Raw genomic sequence first — 19,437 nt, forward strand, 5'->3', positions numbered from 1 at the left:
CAAGGCCCCCGATCAGGCCCCAATTCAGACGCCGTCGTTCAGATGACAGGCCGACAGCCGGTCGGGCGCGACCGCGCGCAGCACCGGCACCTCGCTGCGGCAGCGCTCGGTCGCGAAGGGACAGCGCGGGTGGAAATGGCAGCCCGCGGGCGGGTTCACCGGCGAGGGGATCTCACCCTTGATGGCCGAGAAGCGGCGTTTGGCGGTGCCGATCCGCGGGATCTCGGCCACCATGGCCTGGGTGTAGGGATGGTTCGGCCGCGCGATCAGATCCTGCGCCGTCCCCAGTTCCACGATCCGGCCAAGGTACATCACCGCGATCCGGTCCGAGATATGTTCCACCACGCCAAGGTCATGGCTGATGAACAGGTACGTCAGATCAAGGTCTTCGCGCAACTGCATGAAAAGGTTCAGCACCTGCGCCTGGATGGAGACATCGAGCGCGGCCACGGATTCATCGCAGACGATCAGCTCGGGCTTGAGCGCAAGCGCCCGCGCAATGCCGACCCGCGCCCGCTGGCCGCCGGAAAACTGGTGCGGGTAGCGTTTCGCCACCGCTGGGTCGAGGCCCACCTGCGCCAGCAATTCCGCCACGTAGCCATGGGCGTCAGTGCGCCCGACGAGGCCATGCACCACCGGCGCCTCGCCCACGAGGTCCTGCACCTGCAGGCGCGGGTTGAGCGAGGACATGGGATCCTGAAAGATCATCTGGATCTTCAGCGCCTCGTCCCGGCTGCGATAGCCGCCACCCCGCGTGGCGAGCGCCTGCCCGCGATAGCGGATCGCGCCTTCGGTCGGGCGGATCAGCCCGGCCACCATACGCCCCAGCGTGGACTTGCCGCAGCCGCTTTCGCCCACCAGCCCCAGCACCTCGCCCGGCGCCAGTTCGAGCGAGACGCGATCCACCGCGTGCACCGTCCGGGGCGCCAGCTTCGCCCCCAGCAGGCGGGCGATCTTCTCGGCCATGTCCAGCTCGGAGGAGAAGCGTTTCGAGAGGGCGTCGATCTCGATCAGGGCGCTCATGGGGTGGTCTCTTCGTCGGTCAGGGGGTGGTGGCAGCGCACGGCGCGCGGGCCAGCGGTCGCGAGGTCCGGCATCACCCGGCAGGCGGCATCGGCCCGGGGACAGCGCGGATGGAAGGCGCAGCCCGCCGGCAGGTTCAGCAGCGAGGGCGTCATGCCGTCGATCTGGCGCAGCCGCGCGCCATGCAGCTTGCCCTGCGGGACGCTCTCGATCAGGCCGCGGGTATAGGGATGGCGCGGGGCGCCCAGGACCTCGGCCGTGGGCCCTGTCTCGACGATGCGGCCCGCGTACATCACCGCCAGCCGGTCCGCGAGGCCCGACACCACGGCGAGGTCATGGGTGATCCAGATCATCGCCACGCCGGTTTCCTCGCACAGGCGCTGCACCTCGGCCAGGATCTGCGCCTGGATGGTGACGTCGAGCGCGGTGGTCGGCTCGTCCGCGATGATCACGTCAGGCTCATGCAGCAGGGCAATGGCGATGGCGACCCGCTGGCGCATCCCGCCGGAAAACTCGTGCGGGTAGTTCTTCAGCCGGGTCTCGGGCGACGGGATGCCGACCTTTTCCAGCGCCAGCCGCGCGCGTTCCAGCGCCTCGGCGTGGGATACGGTGTCATGGGCGCGCACGGCCTCCACCATCTGGGTGTCGATCCGCAGCACCGGGTTCAGGGTCATCATCGGGTCCTGAAAGATCATCGCGATCCGCTTGCCCCGCAGCGCCCGCAACGGCCCCTCGCCCATGCCGACCAGATCGGTGCCGTCAAAGACGACCCGCCCGCCCGCGACGCGGCCCGGTTCGTCCACCAGCCCGAGGATGGAGAAGCCGGTGACCGACTTGCCCGATCCGCTCTCGCCCACGAGGCCGAGGATCTCGCCCCGCGCCAGCGTGAAGGAGACGCCGTCCACGGCCTTGGCCACGCCCTCGCGGGTGAAGAAATGGGTCTGGAGGTTCTCGACCGATAGCAGGGTCATTTCTGCAGCCTCGGGTTCAGGACGTCGCGCAGCCGGTCACCGACGAGGTTGATGGCCACGATGGTGATGAGCAGCGCCACGCCGGGGAAAATCGCAATCCAGTAGCGCCCGGACAGCAGGAAGTCGTAGCCGTTGGCGATCAGCAGCCCCAGCGAGGGCTGGGTGATCGGCACGCCCGCACCGAGGAAGGAGAGCGTCGCCTCCAGCGAGATGGCAGAGGCGATCTTGACCGTGGCCAGCACGATCAGCGGCGGCAGCGAGTTGGGCAGCAGGTGGCGGAACATGGTCCGCTGGCGCGACAGGCCGAGGCAATGGGCGGCCTCGATGTATTCCTTGCGCCGCTCGACGATGGCCGAGGACCGCACCGTGCGCGCGAAATCGGCCCATTGCACGATGACGATGGCAAGGATCACCTTGTCGATCCCGCGCCCGAAAAGCGCCAGCAGGATCAGCGCGATCAGGATCGAGGGGAAGGACAGCTGGATGTCCACCACCCGCATGATCAGCGTGTCGATCCGCCCACCGAAATAGGCCGCCGCCAGCCCCGCCGCCACGCCGATGATCAGCGCGAGGATCAGCGAGGTGAAGGAGACCGCCAGCGAGATCCGCAGCCCATAGGCGATGGCCGAGAGCATGTCGCGCCCCTGCGTGTCGGTGCCCAGCCAGTAGGTCATGCCCGAGAAGCTCTGCGAGCCCGGCGGCAGGCCCCCGTCCATGAAGTCGAGCTGCGCCAGATCATAGGGGTTCTGCGGCACGATGAAGGGCCCCAGCAGGGTGAAGAGCGCCACGGCCAGGAAGACGGCAAGCGCGGCAACGGCGATCCGGTCTTCGAGGAACTGGCGGGCCAGACGGCGCAGCGGCGTGTCCTTGCGGCGGGGCGCGGTGGTGGTCAGGTCGCTCATGCGCTTGTCCCCGCAAGCCGGACGCGGGGGTCGAGCAGCGTATAGATCACGTCCACCACGAGGTTGATGGTCACGATGATCAGCACGGTCATCATCAGGTAGGCGACGATCAGCGGCCGGTCGAGCAGGTTGATCGAGTCGATCAGCAGCTTGCCCATGCCGGGCCAGGAGAAGACCGTTTCGGTCACCACGGCAAAGGCGATCATCGAGCCAAGTTCAAGGCCCACGATCGTCACCACCGGGATCATCATGTTCTTGAGCACGTGGACGAAGGTGATGCGCAGGCGGCTGACGCCCTTGGCCCGGGCGAATTTCACGTAGTCCTGCGGCACCACCTCGCGCGTCGTGGCGCGGGCGAGCCGGATCACGAGGCTCATCTTGAAGATCGTCAGGTTGATCGCGGGCAGGATCATGTGCACGAGGCCATCCCACGTCAGGAAGGAGACGCGCAGGCCCCCGAAGATCTCGACCGTGTCGCCACGGCCGCCCGCGGGCAGCCAGCCCAGCATGACCGAGAAGACCATGATCAGCAGCATCCCCTGCCAGAAGCTCGGCAGCGAGAAGCCGAGGATCGAGCCCGCCATGATCGTCCGCCCCGCGACGCTTTCGGGCCAGAGCCCGGCAACGAGGCCCAGCGACACGCCAAGCCCGGTGGAGAGGACGAGCGCCACGAAGGTCAGCTCCAGCGTGGCGGGCATCCGTTCGAGGATGATCTCGAGCGCGGGCCGGCCATAGACGAAGCTGTCGCCGAGGTCGCCCTGAAGCGCATTGCCCGCGAAGGTCAGGAACTGCTGCCACATGGGCTTGTCGAGGCCCAGCCTCTCGGTCACGCGGGCGATCTCGGCCGCGCCGGCATCAGGCGCCACGAGGATGTCGACGGGATTGCCGATGGCATAGACGCCGAGGAAGACCAGCGTGGCCATGACGACGACGACCAGCAGGCTCTGGCCCAATCGGCGGATGAGGTAGACAAGCATCTTCTTCTTGCTCCGGGGCGGGGACGCGGCGGAAAGGGCCCGGACGTGGTCTGGTCTGGGCCGGGAGAACAGGGATCACTCGGAAACAAGGGGACCGGCCACCGGGGCGGCAGCCGGTCCGCAGCAGGATCAACGCCCTGTTATTACTCTGCCTTCTCAACGAGGTAGGCGGCGGTACGCTGATCCGAACGCGGCTCGTAATGAACCTCCGGTGCCATGGCCCAGACCGTCAACTCGTAGTGCAGCGGGAGGATGCCGAATTCGTCCAGCGCGATGGTCTCTGCCTCCTGAAGCAGCTTTTCGCGTTCCGCGTCATCGACGGTGACAAGCGCCTTGGCGATCTTCTCGTCCACCACCGGGTTGGAATAGCGGCCGTAGTTCCAGCCGCCCGCGCCGATGTCCTTGTTGGCGGTGGCCACCATGGCATTCAGCGGCGAGGAGGTATCGCCCGAGGAGGAGCCCCAGCCCGCCATGAACATGCCGAAGTCCAGCTTGTTGCGGCGCGAGAAGAACTGCGAGGCCGTGGTTGCGTCCACGTCCGTGGTGATGCCGACCTGCGTGAGCATCTGCGCGATGGCCTGCGCGACGCGCTCGTCGTTGACATAGCGGTCGTTCGGCGCACCCAGCGTCACCTTGAAGCCGTCACCATAGCCTGCCTCGGCCAGCAGGGCCTTGGCCTTTTCGGGATCGTAGGGATCGACGGCGCGGCCCGTGGTGCCGAACATCGGCGGGGCCAGCAGTTCGCCCGCGGCCTCGGCATAGCCGCCCATGATCCGGTCCACGATGCCCTGACGGTTGATCGCGTAGGAGATCGCCTGACGGACACGCTGGTCATGCAGCGGGTTGCCCTCGGCCTCCATCATCGGGGGCGTCTCGGTCATGTCCTGACGCAGTTGCAGGTAGATGACGCGGGCGGATTTGGTCTCGGTGGTCTTGAAGCCCTCGCCCTTGATCCGCTCGATGTCCTGAATGGGCGGGCTTTCGATCAGCTGCACGTCACCGGCCAGCAGGGCCGCCACGCGGGGCCCGTCGGAAGAGATCGTGCGGATCGTCACGTCGTCATAGTCGGGCTTGTCGCCCCAGAACCCGTCGTAGGCCTCCAGCCGCAGCGCCTCGCCGCGGTTGAACTCGGTCACCTTGTAGGGCCCGGTGCCCATGGCATAGCCCAGATCCGAGAAGACGGCGGACTGGGGCACCTCGCCCATGCCGGTGCAGCCCTCGGCGCCGAAGGTCACGGTCTCTTCCGCGCCCATCTTGGCGGCGGAGATGATGAAGATCTGCGACAGGTCCGACCACATCAGCGGGTTCGGCTCCTTCGTCGTGAAGATCAGCGTGCTGTCGTCGACGATCTCGATGGAGGCCATCTTGTTGACGAAGGTCGCGTAGGACGAGGGCGAATTCTCGATCAGCGGCGCGCGGCACCACGAATAGACCACGTCGCGCGGGGTCAGCGGGCTGCCGTCGTGGAAGGTCACGCCCTGGCGCAGCTTGATTTCCCACCGCAGGTCATCGAGCGCGGTCCAGGAAGTGGCAAGCGCCGGGATCGGCTTCTTCACCGCGTCGGATTCCACCAGCGGGTCGTAGATGTTCGACAGCGGCGCGATGTTCACGGCGGAGTAGTTGAAATGCGGGTCGATCGAGTTCGGCTCGGTCTTGAGCGCGATGGCGAGGCTTTCGGCCTGCGCCTGCGTCCCGAGGGCGAGCGCAGCCACGGCGGCGGTCAGGTACAAACGGTTCATCTTGGCTCCTGTTGGATGGGGAGAGGGCCCGTCCCGCGGCCCCTCTGGCGGGGGTCTCTGGAACGGAAGGGAGGGTCGTCAGGTCCGGCCACCCTGCCCGCCTTGCTCGGCGCGCCGGAAGGCCGGGGGAAGTCAGGGGCGATCAGCGGGCGCCCCGCGGGTCGATGGGCGTGAAGGTGCCGGCGCGCGCCTCGATGGCGGCGGCGGCGCGGAAGAGGAAGAGGTCCTGCATCCGCTGCCCCACCAGTTGCACCCCGTCGGGCAGACCGTTGGTGACGCCGGTGGGCACGGTCAGCGCAGGCAGCGACAGGAGAGAGATCACCTGATGCGCCTTGCGGGAGGTGATGTCGCGATCCACCGCGTCGAGCCCCAGCTGGTCCATCTCCGCCGGTTGCGACTGGGTGTCGATGTTGGGCGTGATCAGCAGCGGATAGCGGTCGAGGAAGGCCGTCCATTCGCGCAGGATCGAGGACCGCATGGCAATCGCCGCGATATATTCGTCCCGGGTCTCGATCGGCGTCATGTGGCGCCAGTTCTCGAAGACCTTCATCTTGTTGCGCAGCGCCTGATCGCCGTAGCGTTCGATGTTCTTCAGCGTGGCATTCATCCGTTCCGCCTGCAGAAGCGCCTTGTGCAGTTCCCAGCTCTCGGCATAGCGCGGCGGTTCGGCCTCCTCCACGGTGCAGCCCGCATCCTCCAGCATGGCGGCGGCGGCGTTCATGGCGGCGCGCACCTCCGGCTCCAGCTCGCCATCGCCGAAGAAAAGTGCAACACGGCAAGGGAACGGCTGCTCCAGCTCCCTTGGCAGCGGCGGGACCCACCACGGATCGCGCGGATCGCGGGCCGACATGGCGCGGAAGCCCAGCTCTGCGTCCGCCACCGACCGGGCCAGCGGCCCCTGCGAGGTGGTGGACTGGTGCAGGTAGGGCCGATCCAGCGCGACCGAGGGGTTGTAGTTCGGGATCATGCAGGGCGTGCATTTCAACCCGACGACACCACAGACATAGGCCGGCTGACGGACCGACCCGCCCAGGTCATTGCCATGGGCAATCGCGCCGATGCCCGCAGCCACCGCAGCCGCCGCCCCGCCCGAGGAGCCACCGGCAGTGACGCGCGGGTCCCATGGGTTCAGCGTCTGGCCGTAGAGTTCATTGGACGTATGCGCCCGCGAGGCAAAGGCCGGGCAGTTGGTCTGCCCCAGCAGGATCGCGCCCGCGCGCAGCATGTTGTCGGTGACCGGGCTGCTGCCCTTGGTGGCGACGGTGCCCTGCATCTCGATGATGCCGTTGTTGCGCGGCTTGTCCTGCCAATCCACGTTCATCTTGATCGTGCAGGGCACGCCGTGCAGCAGGCCCAGCGTCTCGCCCCGCGTCACCGCCGCATCGGCGGCATCTGCCGCGGCCAGTGCTTCGTCCCGCATCACCTCGACCACTGCGTTCAGCTGGCCGTTCACCGCGTCGAGCCGGGTGAAGGCGCTTTCGGTTGCCTCGCGGCTGGTGAATTGCTTGCCCGCGATCCCCGCGGCAAGGTCCACCGCGGAAAGCTGCCAGAGTTCGGTGGGCTGGGTGTCGATCTTCATGGAACGCGGTCCTTTTCGTGAGCGGGACCGGGAAGACCCCGGGCCGGATGTCCGACGGGGTCAGTGCCCCGCCCCGACACGCCCAAAAGAGGCATCGCCGGTACAGGATCAGCGTAAGAAAGCGACGTAAGGGGAACCAATGCCAAGTGGCATTGCGTCCATAGCCGGCAGTTATGAAGCCGCCAAAGGCCGGGGAATGCCCCCCGGCCAACTGGGACTCAGCCGTCCCAATCCACCCAGTCGAGCCCGAACCGGCGCCCGTCGGGGCGGGCCATGGCGCCAAGACGCGCCATGTCGGCCTCGGTCAGCTCGAAATCCATGATGGCGATATTTTGGGCAATCCGCTCCGGGTTGCGGGAACGCGGGATCGCGACGACCCCCTGTTGCAGATGCCAGCGAAGGACGATCTGCGCGGGCGTGCGCCCCTTTTCGGCGGCGAGGGCAATCAGTTCGGGATCGTCCAGCAGACCGCCGCTGCCGATGGGCGCATAGGCGGTAAAGGCGATGCCCTCGCGGCGGCACAGCTCCAGCAGTTCGGTCTGATCGAGGCGCGGGTGGTATTCGCACTGGTTCGCCGACAGCGGCGCATCGGCCAGCGAGATCGCCTCGCGCAATAGGTGCGGCGGGAAATTCGACACCCCGATATGCCGGGTGAACCCCTCCTTCTGCGCTTTGCAGAGCGCGCCGATCACCTCGGCCATGGGGCGGTCGGGGCTGGGCCAGTGCACCAGCAGCAGGTCCGCCGGGCCCATGCCGATCCGCTCAACCGAAGCCTCGGCATTGCGCAGGAAGGTCTCCTCCGCCAGATCATCGCGCCAGACCTTGGTGGTGATGAACATCTCGTCCCGCGCCACGCCGGAGGCGCGCAGCGCCGCGCCGAGGTCGGCCTCGTTCTCATAGCGTTTGGCGGTGTCGAAATGACGATAGCCCGCCGCAAGCGCGGCCTCGACCGCACCGGCCAGAACCTCGCCCTGAAGTTCCCAGGTGCCAAGGCCGATCTGCGGGATAAAGGCGCCGTTGGCCTCGATGACGGGGATGGGCGACGTGGTGGACGGATTGGACATGGGCACTCCCTGCATGGGTCTGTGTTGCGCGATGGCGGGGCCATCGGGGACCGGCGCCGGGCTGCCCCGGCGGGTGGCACGCTCTCCGATATAAGCCCGGCAGAGCGGATCGGTAGAGGGACCCGGCCCAGGCAGGGCCGCGATCCGCGGACCGCCGCCACCTGCCCCGCGCCGAAACGAAACCGGGGGCCGTGTGGCCCCCGATCCTTCCGTGTCAGCCTTTCAGCGCCGCGATCACCGCGGCGGTGATCTCACCGGTGGAATGGCTGCCCGGGCGGGTGCCGACACCGGTTGCCGTGGCCGCCTCAATGGCGGTCAGGATGGCGCTTGCGGCCTCGGCCTCGCCCAGATGCTCCAGCATCATCGCGCCGGACCAGATCGCGGCGATCGGGTTCGCCAGCCCCTTGCCCGCGATATCGGGGGCCGAGCCGTGCACCGGCTCGAACATCGAGGGCGCGGTGCGGTCGGGGTTGATGTTGGCGGAGGCCGCAAAGCCAAGCCCGCCCTGGATGGCCGCGCCGAGGTCGGTCAGGATGTCGCCGAAGAGGTTCGAGGCCACGACCACGTCCAGTTGCTCGGGCGCCATGACCATCTTGGCCGCCATGGCGTCGATATGCATGTGGCTGACGGTCACCTCGGGGTATTCGGCGGCCAGCTCCTTGGTCACCTCGTCCCAGAACACCATCGAGTACTTCTGCGCGTTCGACTTGGTGACCGAGGTCAGGTGCTTACGGCGCTGCATTGCCTGTTCGAAACCGAAGCGCAGGATGCGCTCGACCCCCGCGCGGGTGAAGATCGAGGTTTCGACCGCCACTTCGTTCGCGGTGCCCTCGTGCACGCGGCCACCGGCGCCGGAATATTCGCCCTCGGTGTTCTCACGAATGCACAGGATGTCGAAGCCTTCCGCCTTCAGCGGCCCCTCGACACCTTTCAGCAGGCGGTGCGGGCGGATGTTGGCGTATTGGGTGAAGGCCTTGCGGATCGGCAGCAGCAGCCCGTGGAGCGAGACGCTGTCGGGCACGGTCTTGGGCCAGCCCACCGCGCCGAGGTAGACCGCATCGAAGCCGCGCAGGGTCTCGATCCCGTCGGCGGGCATCATCGCGCCGGTCTCGACGTAGTATTCGCAGGACCAGGGGAAGGTCTCGGTCTTGAGTGCGAAGCCATGGGCCTCGCCCGCGGCCGTCAGCACCTCCATCGTCGCGTCGGTCACATCGACACCGATGCCGTCACCGGGGATGAGCGCAATGGAATGGGTCTTCATGGGGGTCTCCTGATGAGCGCGGGAGGGACCGCGCGGATTGTCGTCAATGTCTCTTTCAGGCCGCGCGGGCGAGGTCAACGCCCCGCGCCGGTCTGTCGTCTCCTGCCCGGCGGTTGCGCCGGTTCTGCCCTGCCGAGGGCAGAGCCGCCTGCCGCGCCCCGGGGCCATAGGCCCGCGTTATGGGCACAGGCGGCCGGGCTATTTGACGCCCGCCCCCCGTTGCGCGGAAGATCGCGCCGACAGAAGGAGCAGGACAGATGGGCGCGCAGCGGCGAACCACAGGGCGGATGCCATGAGGCCGCACGCGGACCTACAGGACCGGCGACCATACGCGCCCGGCGGGCGATATGCGGCCCGCCTGCCCGTCTCACCCCTCCAGCTTCCGCCCGAGGTCGAGCGCGAGGTGATAGGCCGCGTCCAGCTCGCCCACGGTGATGTATTCCTCGGGCTTGTGGGCGCGGCTGATGTCGCCGGGGCCGCAGACGATCGAGGGCACGCCCGCCGCCTGGAAGAGCCCTGCCTCGGTGCCATAGCTGACCGCGGTCAGGGGCGTCTTGCCGCTCAGCCCTTCCAGAAGCGCGGCGAGCGGATGGCTCTCCTCGGTCGAAAGCGCCGGATAGGCCGAGATCGCCTCGAAGGTCAGCTCGGGCGCGGCCGCCTTCAGGGGCGCGAAGAGATCGAGCGGATCGACACCGGGAATGGCGCGGGCCTCGATCAGCGCCTCGGCCCGGTCGGGGATGATGTTCACCGCAAGCCCGCCGCCGACGGTGCCCACCTGCATGGTGGAATAGGGCGGCTCGAACTTCTCGTCCTGCGCGGCGGTCTTGAGGTCCTCGGCCGTCTGGGCGGCGGCGGCAAGCGCGGGCACCAGCATGTGGATCGCGTTCCGGCCCATGTCGGTGCGCGAGGAATGGCCCGGCACGCCGCGGGCAGAGACCTTCATGGTCACCTTGCCCTTGTGGCGCAGCACCGGCGTCATGTTGGTGGGCTCGCCCACGATGCATCCCAACGGCGTGGCGCAGAGATCGGGCAGCTTGGCGATCATGTGCGGAACGCCGCGACAGCCCGCCTCCTCATCGTAGGAGAGCGCGAAATGCACCGGGCGCTTCAGGTCCATCGCGGCGAGGTCCGGCACGGCGGCAAGGATCGCCGCGACGAAGCCCTTCATGTCGCAGGCCCCGCGCCCGATCAGCTTTTCCCCATTGCGCCGCAGGACAAAGGGATCGCCCAGCCACTCCGGCTCGCCCGCAGGCACCACGTCGAGGTGGCCCGAGAGGACATAGCCCGGCACGTCCTTCGGCCCCAGCGTGGCGAAGAGGTTCGACCGGTCGCCCTCGGGCCCCGGGATCACCGTGCAGGTCGCGCCATGCCCTTCGAGGTAGTCCTTCAGCGATGCGACGAGATCGCCGTTTGGCTGGCCCACCACGGTCTTGAACGACAGGATATGGGCGAGCATTTCTTCGGGGGACATGGGAACTCCTGTGATCTTGCGGGATATGTGCGGGCCGACACGCGCGGCGGGCCTGCGGGTCGGAACCGGCCCGGGCAGACCATACGCCGCAGAGGCGGGAGGGAAAGCCCCTTCTGCTTATCCACAGCGCAGAGCCTGCCAGCGGGCCCCAGCTGCGCCGCATTTTCCACCTGTCCTTCCGTGGCAGGCCCTTTCATGACCCGGCAGACGCCGGGCGACACCGACCCCAGGAGCAGGCCATGACCTTCGATCCCCTCACCCTCGCGCCGCAGACATGGCGCCGCCCCGACGGCTACGAGATCTCCACCGACCGCGACCGCCTCGACCGGGGGCGCGTCCTGCGCTACCTCGCCGAGGAGAGCTACTGGGCGCGCGGCATGACGGCGGAGAAGCTGGACCGCGCGCTTGCCGGGTCGCTGCCCATCGGGGTCTACGCGCCGGACGGCGGGCTGGCGGGCTTTGCGAGGCTGGTGACGGATTATGCCGTCTTCGCCTATCTGCGCGACGTCTTCGTGCTGCCCGCGCATGAACGGCGCGGGCTGGCCACGTGGCTATCCAACGTGATCCGCGAACACCCCGAACTGGCCACGGTGAGCAACTGGATGCTGGCCACGCAGGATGCCCACGGGGTCTATGAACGCGCAGGCTTCAAGGCCGTGCCGCATCCGGAATATTACATGTCCGTGCGGCGCTGAGGCCGCCCGGACGACCGGCGCGGCGCATGTGTCACGCAAGCTGTGCCGCGCAAGCCATTGATTTTACGACCTCCACAGAAACCATACCCGCACGGCACCGCAGCCCATAACCCGAGGTTGTGACCCCCGCGCCTCTCGCTATTGGCGCTCTTCGGGTGCCCCTGTCACTTCTGGGCCGGCAACGGCAGGAGAGTTTCGCATGGGCTATCGCATTGGTGTCGACGTGGGCGGCTCCTTCACGGATTTCGCGGTCTTCGACGAGGCCACGGCGACGATCTCCAGTCTCAAGGTCTTCTCGCGCCCTGACGCCCCCGGCGAGGAGATCCTCGCAGGCCTCGACACGCTGGCGCAGCGCGACGGGATCACCGCCGAGGATGTGAGCTATTTCACCCATGGCACCACGGTCGGCGTGAACACGGTGATCCAGCGCAACGGCGATGACGTGGCGCTCTTCACCACGCGGAACTTCGAGGACGTGCTCCAGATGGCGCGGCTGAAGATCCCGCAGATCCACAACCTCTACTCCCGCCGCCCCGATCCGCTGGTGCCGCGCGAACGGGTCTTCGGCATCGACGAGCGGACCGAGGCCACCGGCACCGTATTGACCGCCCCGGACCGCGAAGACGTGGAGTCCGCCGTCGCCGCCGCCCGCAAGGCGGGCTGCACCGGCATCGTGCTGGCCTTCCTCAACGCCTATCGCAACCCCGCCAACGAGGCCGAGGTCGCCCGCATGATCGCCGAGATCGCGCCGGAGATGCCCGTCGTCTCCTCGGCCGCCACATGGCCGATCATCCGCGAATACGAACGCACGATCACCGCAGTCATCTCGGGCTATGTGCAGCCGCGCGTGGCCCATTACCTCGACCGCTTTGAAACGGTCCTGCGGGAGCGTGGCGTCGCCTGCCCGCTGCATATCACCAAGACCAACGGCGGCGTCATGGGGATCGACCAGGCGCGCGACGAATGCGTGCAGATGATCCTGTCCGGCACCGCCTCGGGGGTGATCGGTGCGGGCTACCTCGCGCAGCACTGCGGGTTCCCCAAGATCCTGAGCCTCGACATCGGCGGCACCTCGGCCGATGCGGCGGTGATCCTCGACGGCACGCCGCAGTACGGCGTGGGGGAGCTGATCGGGGATTTCCAGATCCACGTGCCCTCGGTCTCCGTCTCTTCGGTCGGTCAGGGCGGCGGCTCTATCGCCTGGATCGACCCGCTCGGCGTGCTGCAGGTGGGCCCGGCCTCCGCCGGCTCCACCCCCGGGCCGGTCTGTTATGGCCGGGGCGGCACCAAGCCCACGATCACCGATGCGGTGGCGGCCTCGAACCTGATCGGGCACACGCCGCTCGGCTATGGCGCTGTCACGGTGGACCATGCCGCCGCGCGCGCCGCCATCGCGCCGCTGGCCGAACGCCTCGGCATCTCGATCGAGGAGACGGCGGCGAACATCATCGAGATCTCGGTCTCGTCCATGTATGCCGAGGTGTCGGGGCTGACCTCGCGCTTTGGCATCGACCCGCGGGAATTCCACCTCTTTGCCTTCGGCGGCGCGGGCGCGATGCTGGCCTGTTTCCTGGCGCGCGAGTTGAACATGAAGGGCGTCGTCGTGCCGCTGACGCCCGGTGTCGTCTCGGCGCTTGGCGGGCTGATCGCGGACCTGAAGAACGACTTCATCCGCACGCTCTACATCGACGTGACCGAGGCAGGCGTCGCCACGCTGGCCGCCCCGGTGGCAGAGCTGCAGGCCACGGCGCTCGACTGGCTGAAGGGCAAGCAGGGGTTCAAGGGCGAGGCCCGTCTGAGCCTCTCTGCCGACATGCGCTACCTCGGCCAGTCCTACGAGCTGGAAACGCCGCTCGACGCCGCCGACCTGTCGGTCGCGGCGATCTCCGAGGCCTTCCATACCGAACACGCGCGGCTTTACGGCCATGCCGACCGGGACGCATTGGTGCAGCTGGTGAACCTGCGCCTCGTGGTGGCAGGTGCCACGCCGAAACCCCGCATCGCCGAACCCGACCCCGCCACCGGCCCTGCCCGACCCGTGCGCCATGTCACGGCCCATTTCGACGGCACCGCGCAGGAGACCCCCGTCTATGCCCGCGCCGATCTGGCGCCCGGCCATACCTTCGACGCGCCTGCGATCATCGGGCAGGACGATACCACAACGGTGGTGCCCCCCGGCTTCACCGTCACGGTGGATCGCTTCGGCAACCTCGTCATCACCCGCAAGGAGGGCTGATCATGGCCATCGACCAGCGCAACCTTTCGGTTCTCGCCAACTTCTGCGCCGCCGCGGCCGATGCGATGGCCTTCACGCTGATGCGCACCGCCCATTCGGCCTTCATCAAGGAGACCGAGGATTTCTCGTGCCAGATCGTCAGCCGCGAGGGGCTGGCCTTTACCAGCCCGCGCCAGTTCGGCGCACCGTGGTATTCCGGCATCGATTATGCCCCGCTGCTGCGCCACTTCGACGATTATGAAGAGGGCGACATCTGCATCACCAACGATCCCTACGCCGGGAACGTGGCCACCCATTCGCCCGACATGCACATCTGGAAGCCCGTCTTCTGGCAGGGCGAGATTGCCTGTTTCGTGGTCGGTCACATTCACAACACCGACGTGGGCGGGGCCGTGCCTGCCTCTCTCTCGCGCACGCTGACGGAGATCGAGCAGGAGGGTCTGCGCATCCCGCCAGTCAAGCTGGTGCACCGGGGCGAGATGAACGAGTTCGTCGTGCGGGTGATCCGATCGAACGTGCGGATGCCCGAGCAGAACTGGGGCGACCTCAACGCGCAGATCGCCTCGGTCAACGTCGGCGAGCGCAAGATCCACGACATCATCGCCCGCTTCGGCTTTGAGGGCTTCGTCGAGGGTGTCGGGCAGATGCTGGATTATTCCGAGGCGCAGGCCCGGGCGATCCTGACCCGCGTGCCGGACGGCGATTACTTCTTTGCCGATTACGCGGACGAGGACAGCCCCGGTGGCCGTCCCTGCCGGGTGGCGCTGACCTTGAGGGTGCGGGGCGACGAGGTGGTGCTGGATTACACCGGCTCCGACCCGCAGCTGTCCTCGGCGCTGAACATGCCCACGGGCGGGGTGGAACGGCATCCGCTGGTGATGGTGGGGCTGACTTACGTGCTCTTCACCCTCGACAATTCGGTGATCCTGAACGCGGGCACCCTGCGCGCCGCCCGCGCGATCCTGCCCGAAGGGACGGTGGTGAACTGCCAGCCCTCGGCCGCCGTGGGGATGCGGTCGCTCACCTGTGCCATGACGCAGATCGTCACCGTGGGCTGTTTCGCGCAGGCCCTGCCCGATCTGATCCCCGCCGCCTCGCCCGGCGGCAACGCGATCATGAACGTCAAGACCTCGGCCCGGAACGGCAAGCCGATCATGGCCTCGATCGGCCCGGTGGGCGGCGGCGGCGGCGGCACGCCCTTCTGCGACGGCTCGGACGGGGCCGGCGGGGCCACCGGCTTCCTGCGCAACACGCCCATCGAGATCTCGGAGGCCGAGGTGCCGATCCGCTTCCGCCGCTACGGGCTGGAACCCGACACCGGCGCGCCCGGCCAGTTCCGGGGCGGCCTGTCGGCCGTGATGGAATTCGAGGTCTCCAGCCCCGAAACCGTGGTGACGGCGCGCAACCGGAACCGCTCGATCATGGGCGGCTGGGGGCTCAAGGGCGCGCATCCCGGCGCGGTCTCGCAATTCGCCCGCAACCCCGGCCCGTCCGAGATCCAGCTGAAGAACACCGACCTCGTGAAATGCGATCCCGGCGACGTGATCCGCGTGGTGGGCCCCGGTGCGGGCGGCTGGGGCGATCCGATGGCGCGCGATCCCGAACAGGTGGCCCGCGACGTGGCGCAGGGCGCGGTTTCGGAGGCCTGCGCCCGGGCCGACTATGGCGTGGTGCTCTGCCACGGTGCGGTGGACAGGGCCGCGACCGAGGCCCTGCGGGCCGCAGCCCCACGGCGCAAGGCGCTCTTCAGCCACGGGGCCGAGCGGCAGGCCTTCGAGGCGGTCTGGACACCCGCGCGCTATGCTCTGCTGACGGCATTCCTTGCCTCTGCCCCCGTGGGCTGGCGTTTCTTCCTGAAACATCAGGTCTTTGACGCGGTAGAGACGGCCGGCCCGCTGGAGGATATGCCCGCCCAGATGGAGGCGCTCTTTGACGCGTTGCGCACGCGCTATGCCCTGTGACCCGGCCTGCGGGACGCCCGGGAAACGGGCAGCCGGGACCGGGCGGCGCCCCGGACCCCCGGCGCATGGTTGACCCGGCCCCGGGGCTATGGTGCCCTTGGGGCAGACGCCCCTGACGAACGATCCCCATGAACGCCCGACAACTCGAGATCTTCCGCACCATCATGCGCGATGGATCCGTGACGGCGGCCGCCAATACGCTGGCCGTCTCGCAACCCTCGGTCTCGAAGGTGCTGCACCACCTCGAAGACCAGCTTGGCTACAAGCTCTTCGAGCGGATCGCAGGCCGGCTGGTGCCCACGATGGAGGCCCACCTCCTCTACGATGACGCGGACCGCGTGTTCCGCGAGATCGAGGCGCTCAAGACCCTCGCCCGCACCATCGGCGAACGCAAGATGGGCCTGCTGCGGATCGGGGCCAGCCCGCCCTTCACCCACTCCATCCTCGCGCAGGCGCTGCATCTCTTCCGCCGCGACTACCCGATGGCCAAGCTGCACCTGCATGCGCTGCCCAAGGCCGACATCTCGGAACAGTTGCTGGTGGGCGACATCGACCTCGCGCTGACGCTCTCGACGATCCAGGCGCCGACGGTGCGCAGCGAAGTCCTCGCCGGGGTGCCCCTTGTCGTACTGATGCGCGAAGACGATCCGCTGGCCGGGCTGGAGGCGGTGACGCCCACCGACCTCGCCGGGCAGACGCTGATCTCCTACGGCGGTCATGCGGACGTGGGCCCGGCGCTGGATGCCGCCTTTGCCGCCGAGGGACAGAGCCGCGAGGTGGCGATCCAGATCTCCTCCTCCATCGGGGCGGTGCCGCTGGTGTCCGGCGGGCTTGGCGTGGCGCTCGTGGACGGGCTGGTGCAGTGGAGCAGCTTCCCCGGCCTCGTTGTGCGCCCCTTCGCGCCCGCGGTGATGATGCATGTCTCGATCTCGTCGAACTCTGCCCGGCCGGTGTCGCGCTACTACGCCCCCTTCCGCCGCATGATCGCCGACCTGCTGCAAAACCGCTGAGCCCTCCTTTCGAAGACGCCGCCCCGGCCCCGCCGTTTCGGGGGCGTTGCCTTTCTCCACGTCGTATTGCATTAATATATCAATCATCGTGGAGGAGACAGATGGATCAGAAAATCGCGCTCGTGACGGGCGGTGGCAGCGGCGTGGGCCTTGCAGCGGCAACGGCGCTAGCCGAGATCGGCTTCACCCTCGTCCTGACCGGCCGCCGGGCCGAGGTGGTCGAGGCCGCAGCGGCGGGCCTGCCCGGCGAAGGACACATCGGGCTGGCGGCGGACGTCGGCGATGCCACGGCGGTGGAGGCGCTCTTTGCCGAGGTCGAACGCCGGTTCGGGCGCCTCGACCTGCTGTTCAACAACGCGGGCCGCAACGGCCCTGCGGTGGATATCGACGACCTGCCGGTGGAGACATGGAACGACATCGTCGCCACCAACCTCACCGGCTCCTTCCTCTGCGCCCGCGCGGCGTTCGGGCTGATGAAACGGCAAAGCCCGATGGGCGGGCGGATCATCAACAACGGCTCGATCAGCGCCCATGTCCCGCGTCCGCTCTCCCTGCCCTATACCGCGACCAAACACGCGATCACCGGCATGACCCGGTCGCTGTCGCTGGACGGGCGGGCCTATGACATCGCCTGCGGCCAGATCGACATCGGTAATGCCGCCAGCGAGATGACCGAGCGGATGACGCAGGGCGTGCTGCAACCGGACGGCACCCGCCGCGCCGAACCCCGGATGGACGCCGGCGACGTGGGCAAGACCGTGGCCTACATGGCCGGGCTGCCGCTCTCGACGAACGTGCAGTTCGTGACGGTGATGGCCACGAAGATGCCGTTCATCGGACGGGGGTGACGCACGCTTCCCGGCGCGGACGCCCTGCCGCCCGGACGACCCGCATGAAAAAGGCCCCGGCAGAGCGTCACTCTGCCGGGGCCTTTTCCTTCAGAGGCTCAATGCGGCCGCGCGGCTTCGGCCAGGTGGCCTTCGGCGACCGGGTCGATGTCGAGCTTGTCGGTGATCACCCCGGCCATGGGGTTCTCGTAGACCGCCATGTCAAGCTGGCCTTCGCTCTTGGCCACGATGGTCGTCACCACGGCGTCGCCGGTGATGTTCACCGCGGTGCGGATCATGTCCATCAGGCGGTCGACGCCGAGGATCAGGGCGATGCCCTCGATCGGCAGGCCCACCTGCCCCAGCACCATGGTCAGCATGACAAGGCCCACGCCCGGCACGCCCGCCGTGCCGATGGAGGCCAGCACCGCCATGGCGATCACCGTCAGATAGCCGCCCACGCCGAGGTCGATGCCGTAGACATTGGCGAGGAATACCGTCGCCACGCCTTGCATGATCGCCGTGCCGTCCATGTTGATCGTCGCACCGAAGGGCACCGAGAAGGAGGCGACCGAGTTGGTGGCGCCCATCCGTTCGGTCACGCAACGCAGGGTCACGGGGATCGTCGCGTTCGAGGACGCGGTCGAGAAGGCAAAGACCTGTGCCGGGCGGATCTTCTTCATGAAGATGAAGGGATTGAGTCCCGAGAAGACCTTGAGGTAGAGCATCAGCGTCCCGAAGAGATGCAGCAGCAGCGCGAAGACCAGCACGAGGACATAGGCCAGCACCGGCAGGAAGAGCCCGATGCCCTGTTCGGTGAAGGTCTTGGTGATCAGGCAGAAGACCCCGATCGGCGCGAAGGCCATAACGATCTGCACCACCTTCATCATCAACTCGTTCATGTATTCGCAGCCCTCGACGAAGGACTTCGACTTGTCGCCCAGCATCAGCACCGCGATCCCGAGGATGATGGTGTAGAAGATGATCTGCAGCATCTCGCCGCCCGCGAAGGCCGCCACCGGGTTGCGCGGCACGATGGAGGCGAAGGTCGCCCAGACCGATGGCGCCTCCTTGCCGGTCACGCCGGAGGTGTCCACGCCCTCCATCTGGAAGCCCTGCCCGGGCCCGACCACGAGGGCGATCAGGATGGCGATGGCGATGGCCGTGGCGGTGGTCAGCAGGTAGAGGCCGAAGGCCTTGCCGCCCACGCGCCCGAGGATGCGGATGTCACCGATCCCAGCCACGCCGCAGATCAGCGAGAAGAAGACCAACGGCACCACCAGCATGGAGAGCGCGTTGACGAACATCCGCCCCACCATGCCAAAGAGGCCACCCACGAGATGGGTGTTGATGGCCTCGATCTGAAGCATGTTCAGGATCACGCCGAGCACGAGGCCCGCGCCCATCCCGATCATGACCTGTGTCGTGAGCGAATAGCGTTTCTTGCCGGGGGAAGCATCACTCATGGGGACCTCCGAAATTGCGTTCTGGAAAGTGCCGCCCTGACGGGCCGCGGATGAAATGATGGTGCAAGTATGTGGCGCGGCTGGACTTTTGTCTGCCCCCTTCTCTGCAGACACGCCTTTTCCGGGCGTTTCACACCCCGATTTCGCCTTTGGGCGGTGCAATCCCGTGCCGATCCGCCCTGCGGCGCACAAGAAAAGGCCGGGCACGAGGCCCGGCCAGTTTGGAGAATGCCAGCGACATTTCCGGGAGAAAAC

General features: G+C 67.7%; 15 protein-coding genes. 5 read left to right on the plus strand and 10 right to left on the minus strand.

Going from position 1 to position 19,437, the window contains the following annotated elements:
* Positions 1–24: 24 nt before the first annotated feature.
* The 9 genes from LCM32_RS10720 to argE form a co-directional block, all read right to left on the minus strand.
* Positions 25–1,023 carry an ABC transporter ATP-binding protein gene (locus LCM32_RS10720; protein WP_224821063.1) on the minus strand — a complete coding sequence of 333 codons (999 nt, stop codon included), beginning with the start codon at positions 1,021–1,023 and terminating at the stop codon, positions 25–27.
* Positions 1,020–1,994 (minus strand): ABC transporter ATP-binding protein, encoded by a 975-nt coding sequence (locus LCM32_RS10725; RefSeq protein ID WP_224821064.1) that lies wholly within the window; start codon positions 1,992–1,994, stop codon positions 1,020–1,022. The genes LCM32_RS10720 and LCM32_RS10725 overlap by 4 nt, the downstream gene beginning before the upstream one ends.
* Positions 1,991–2,896 carry an ABC transporter permease gene (locus LCM32_RS10730; RefSeq protein WP_224821065.1) on the minus strand — a complete coding sequence of 302 codons (906 nt, stop codon included), beginning with the start codon at positions 2,894–2,896 and terminating at the stop codon, positions 1,991–1,993. The genes LCM32_RS10725 and LCM32_RS10730 overlap by 4 nt, the downstream gene beginning before the upstream one ends.
* The gene (locus LCM32_RS10735) at positions 2,893–3,873 is read right to left on the minus strand and encodes an ABC transporter permease (protein ID WP_224821066.1); all 981 of its coding nucleotides are present in this window, start codon (positions 3,871–3,873) and stop codon (positions 2,893–2,895) included. Before LCM32_RS10735 ends, LCM32_RS10730 begins: the two co-directional genes overlap by 4 nt.
* Before the next feature lie 143 nt (positions 3,874–4,016).
* Positions 4,017–5,612: an ABC transporter substrate-binding protein gene (locus tag LCM32_RS10740; RefSeq protein WP_224821067.1), complete on the minus strand. Its 1,596-nt coding sequence runs from the start codon at positions 5,610–5,612 to the stop codon at positions 4,017–4,019.
* Between the two features lie 142 nt (positions 5,613–5,754).
* On the minus strand, positions 5,755–7,191 hold the full coding sequence (locus LCM32_RS10745) for an amidase (RefSeq protein ID WP_224821068.1): 1,437 nt from the start codon (positions 7,189–7,191) through the stop codon (positions 5,755–5,757).
* Between the two features lie 218 nt (positions 7,192–7,409).
* Complete coding sequence (locus LCM32_RS10750) at positions 7,410–8,255, minus strand: aldo/keto reductase (protein ID WP_224821069.1); 846 nt, start codon at positions 8,253–8,255, stop codon at positions 7,410–7,412.
* 214 nt (positions 8,256–8,469) lie between these two features.
* Positions 8,470–9,516, minus strand: coding sequence for a tartrate dehydrogenase (locus tag LCM32_RS10755; protein WP_224821070.1), 1,047 nt, complete (start codon positions 9,514–9,516; stop codon positions 8,470–8,472).
* 367 nt (positions 9,517–9,883) lie between these two features.
* On the minus strand, positions 9,884–10,987 hold the full coding sequence (gene argE / locus LCM32_RS10760) for an acetylornithine deacetylase (RefSeq protein WP_224821071.1): 1,104 nt from the start codon (positions 10,985–10,987) through the stop codon (positions 9,884–9,886).
* A gap of 239 nt (positions 10,988–11,226) precedes the next feature.
* On the opposite strand from argE, the gene LCM32_RS10765 reads away from it, so the two are divergent.
* The 5 genes from LCM32_RS10765 (at position 11,227) to LCM32_RS10785 (ending at position 17,737) form a co-directional block, all read left to right on the plus strand.
* Entirely contained in the window at positions 11,227–11,682 is a 456-nt protein-coding gene (locus LCM32_RS10765) for a GNAT family N-acetyltransferase (RefSeq protein WP_224821072.1), read from the plus strand.
* Between the two features lie 199 nt (positions 11,683–11,881).
* The gene (locus tag LCM32_RS10770) at positions 11,882–13,918 is read left to right on the plus strand and encodes a hydantoinase/oxoprolinase family protein (RefSeq protein WP_224821073.1); all 2,037 of its coding nucleotides are present in this window, start codon (positions 11,882–11,884) and stop codon (positions 13,916–13,918) included.
* A gap of 2 nt (positions 13,919–13,920) precedes the next feature.
* Positions 13,921–15,879: a hydantoinase B/oxoprolinase family protein gene (locus LCM32_RS10775; RefSeq protein WP_224821074.1), complete on the plus strand. Its 1,959-nt coding sequence runs from the start codon at positions 13,921–13,923 to the stop codon at positions 15,877–15,879.
* Between the two features lie 128 nt (positions 15,880–16,007).
* Complete coding sequence (locus tag LCM32_RS10780; RefSeq protein ID WP_224821075.1) at positions 16,008–16,889, plus strand: LysR family transcriptional regulator; 882 nt, start codon at positions 16,008–16,010, stop codon at positions 16,887–16,889.
* Positions 16,890–16,990: 101 nt separating this feature from the next.
* Complete coding sequence (locus LCM32_RS10785; RefSeq protein WP_224821076.1) at positions 16,991–17,737, plus strand: SDR family oxidoreductase; 747 nt, start codon at positions 16,991–16,993, stop codon at positions 17,735–17,737.
* Between the two features lie 98 nt (positions 17,738–17,835).
* Here LCM32_RS10785 and LCM32_RS10790 read toward each other — a convergent pair whose 3' ends face one another.
* Positions 17,836–19,182: a dicarboxylate/amino acid:cation symporter gene (locus LCM32_RS10790; protein WP_224821077.1), complete on the minus strand. Its 1,347-nt coding sequence runs from the start codon at positions 19,180–19,182 to the stop codon at positions 17,836–17,838.
* Positions 19,183–19,437: the final 255 nt, after the last annotated feature.

This window comes from Pseudooceanicola nanhaiensis, assembly GCF_020171315.1.
Taxonomy (GTDB): domain Bacteria; phylum Pseudomonadota; class Alphaproteobacteria; order Rhodobacterales; family Rhodobacteraceae; genus Pseudooceanicola; species Pseudooceanicola nanhaiensis_A.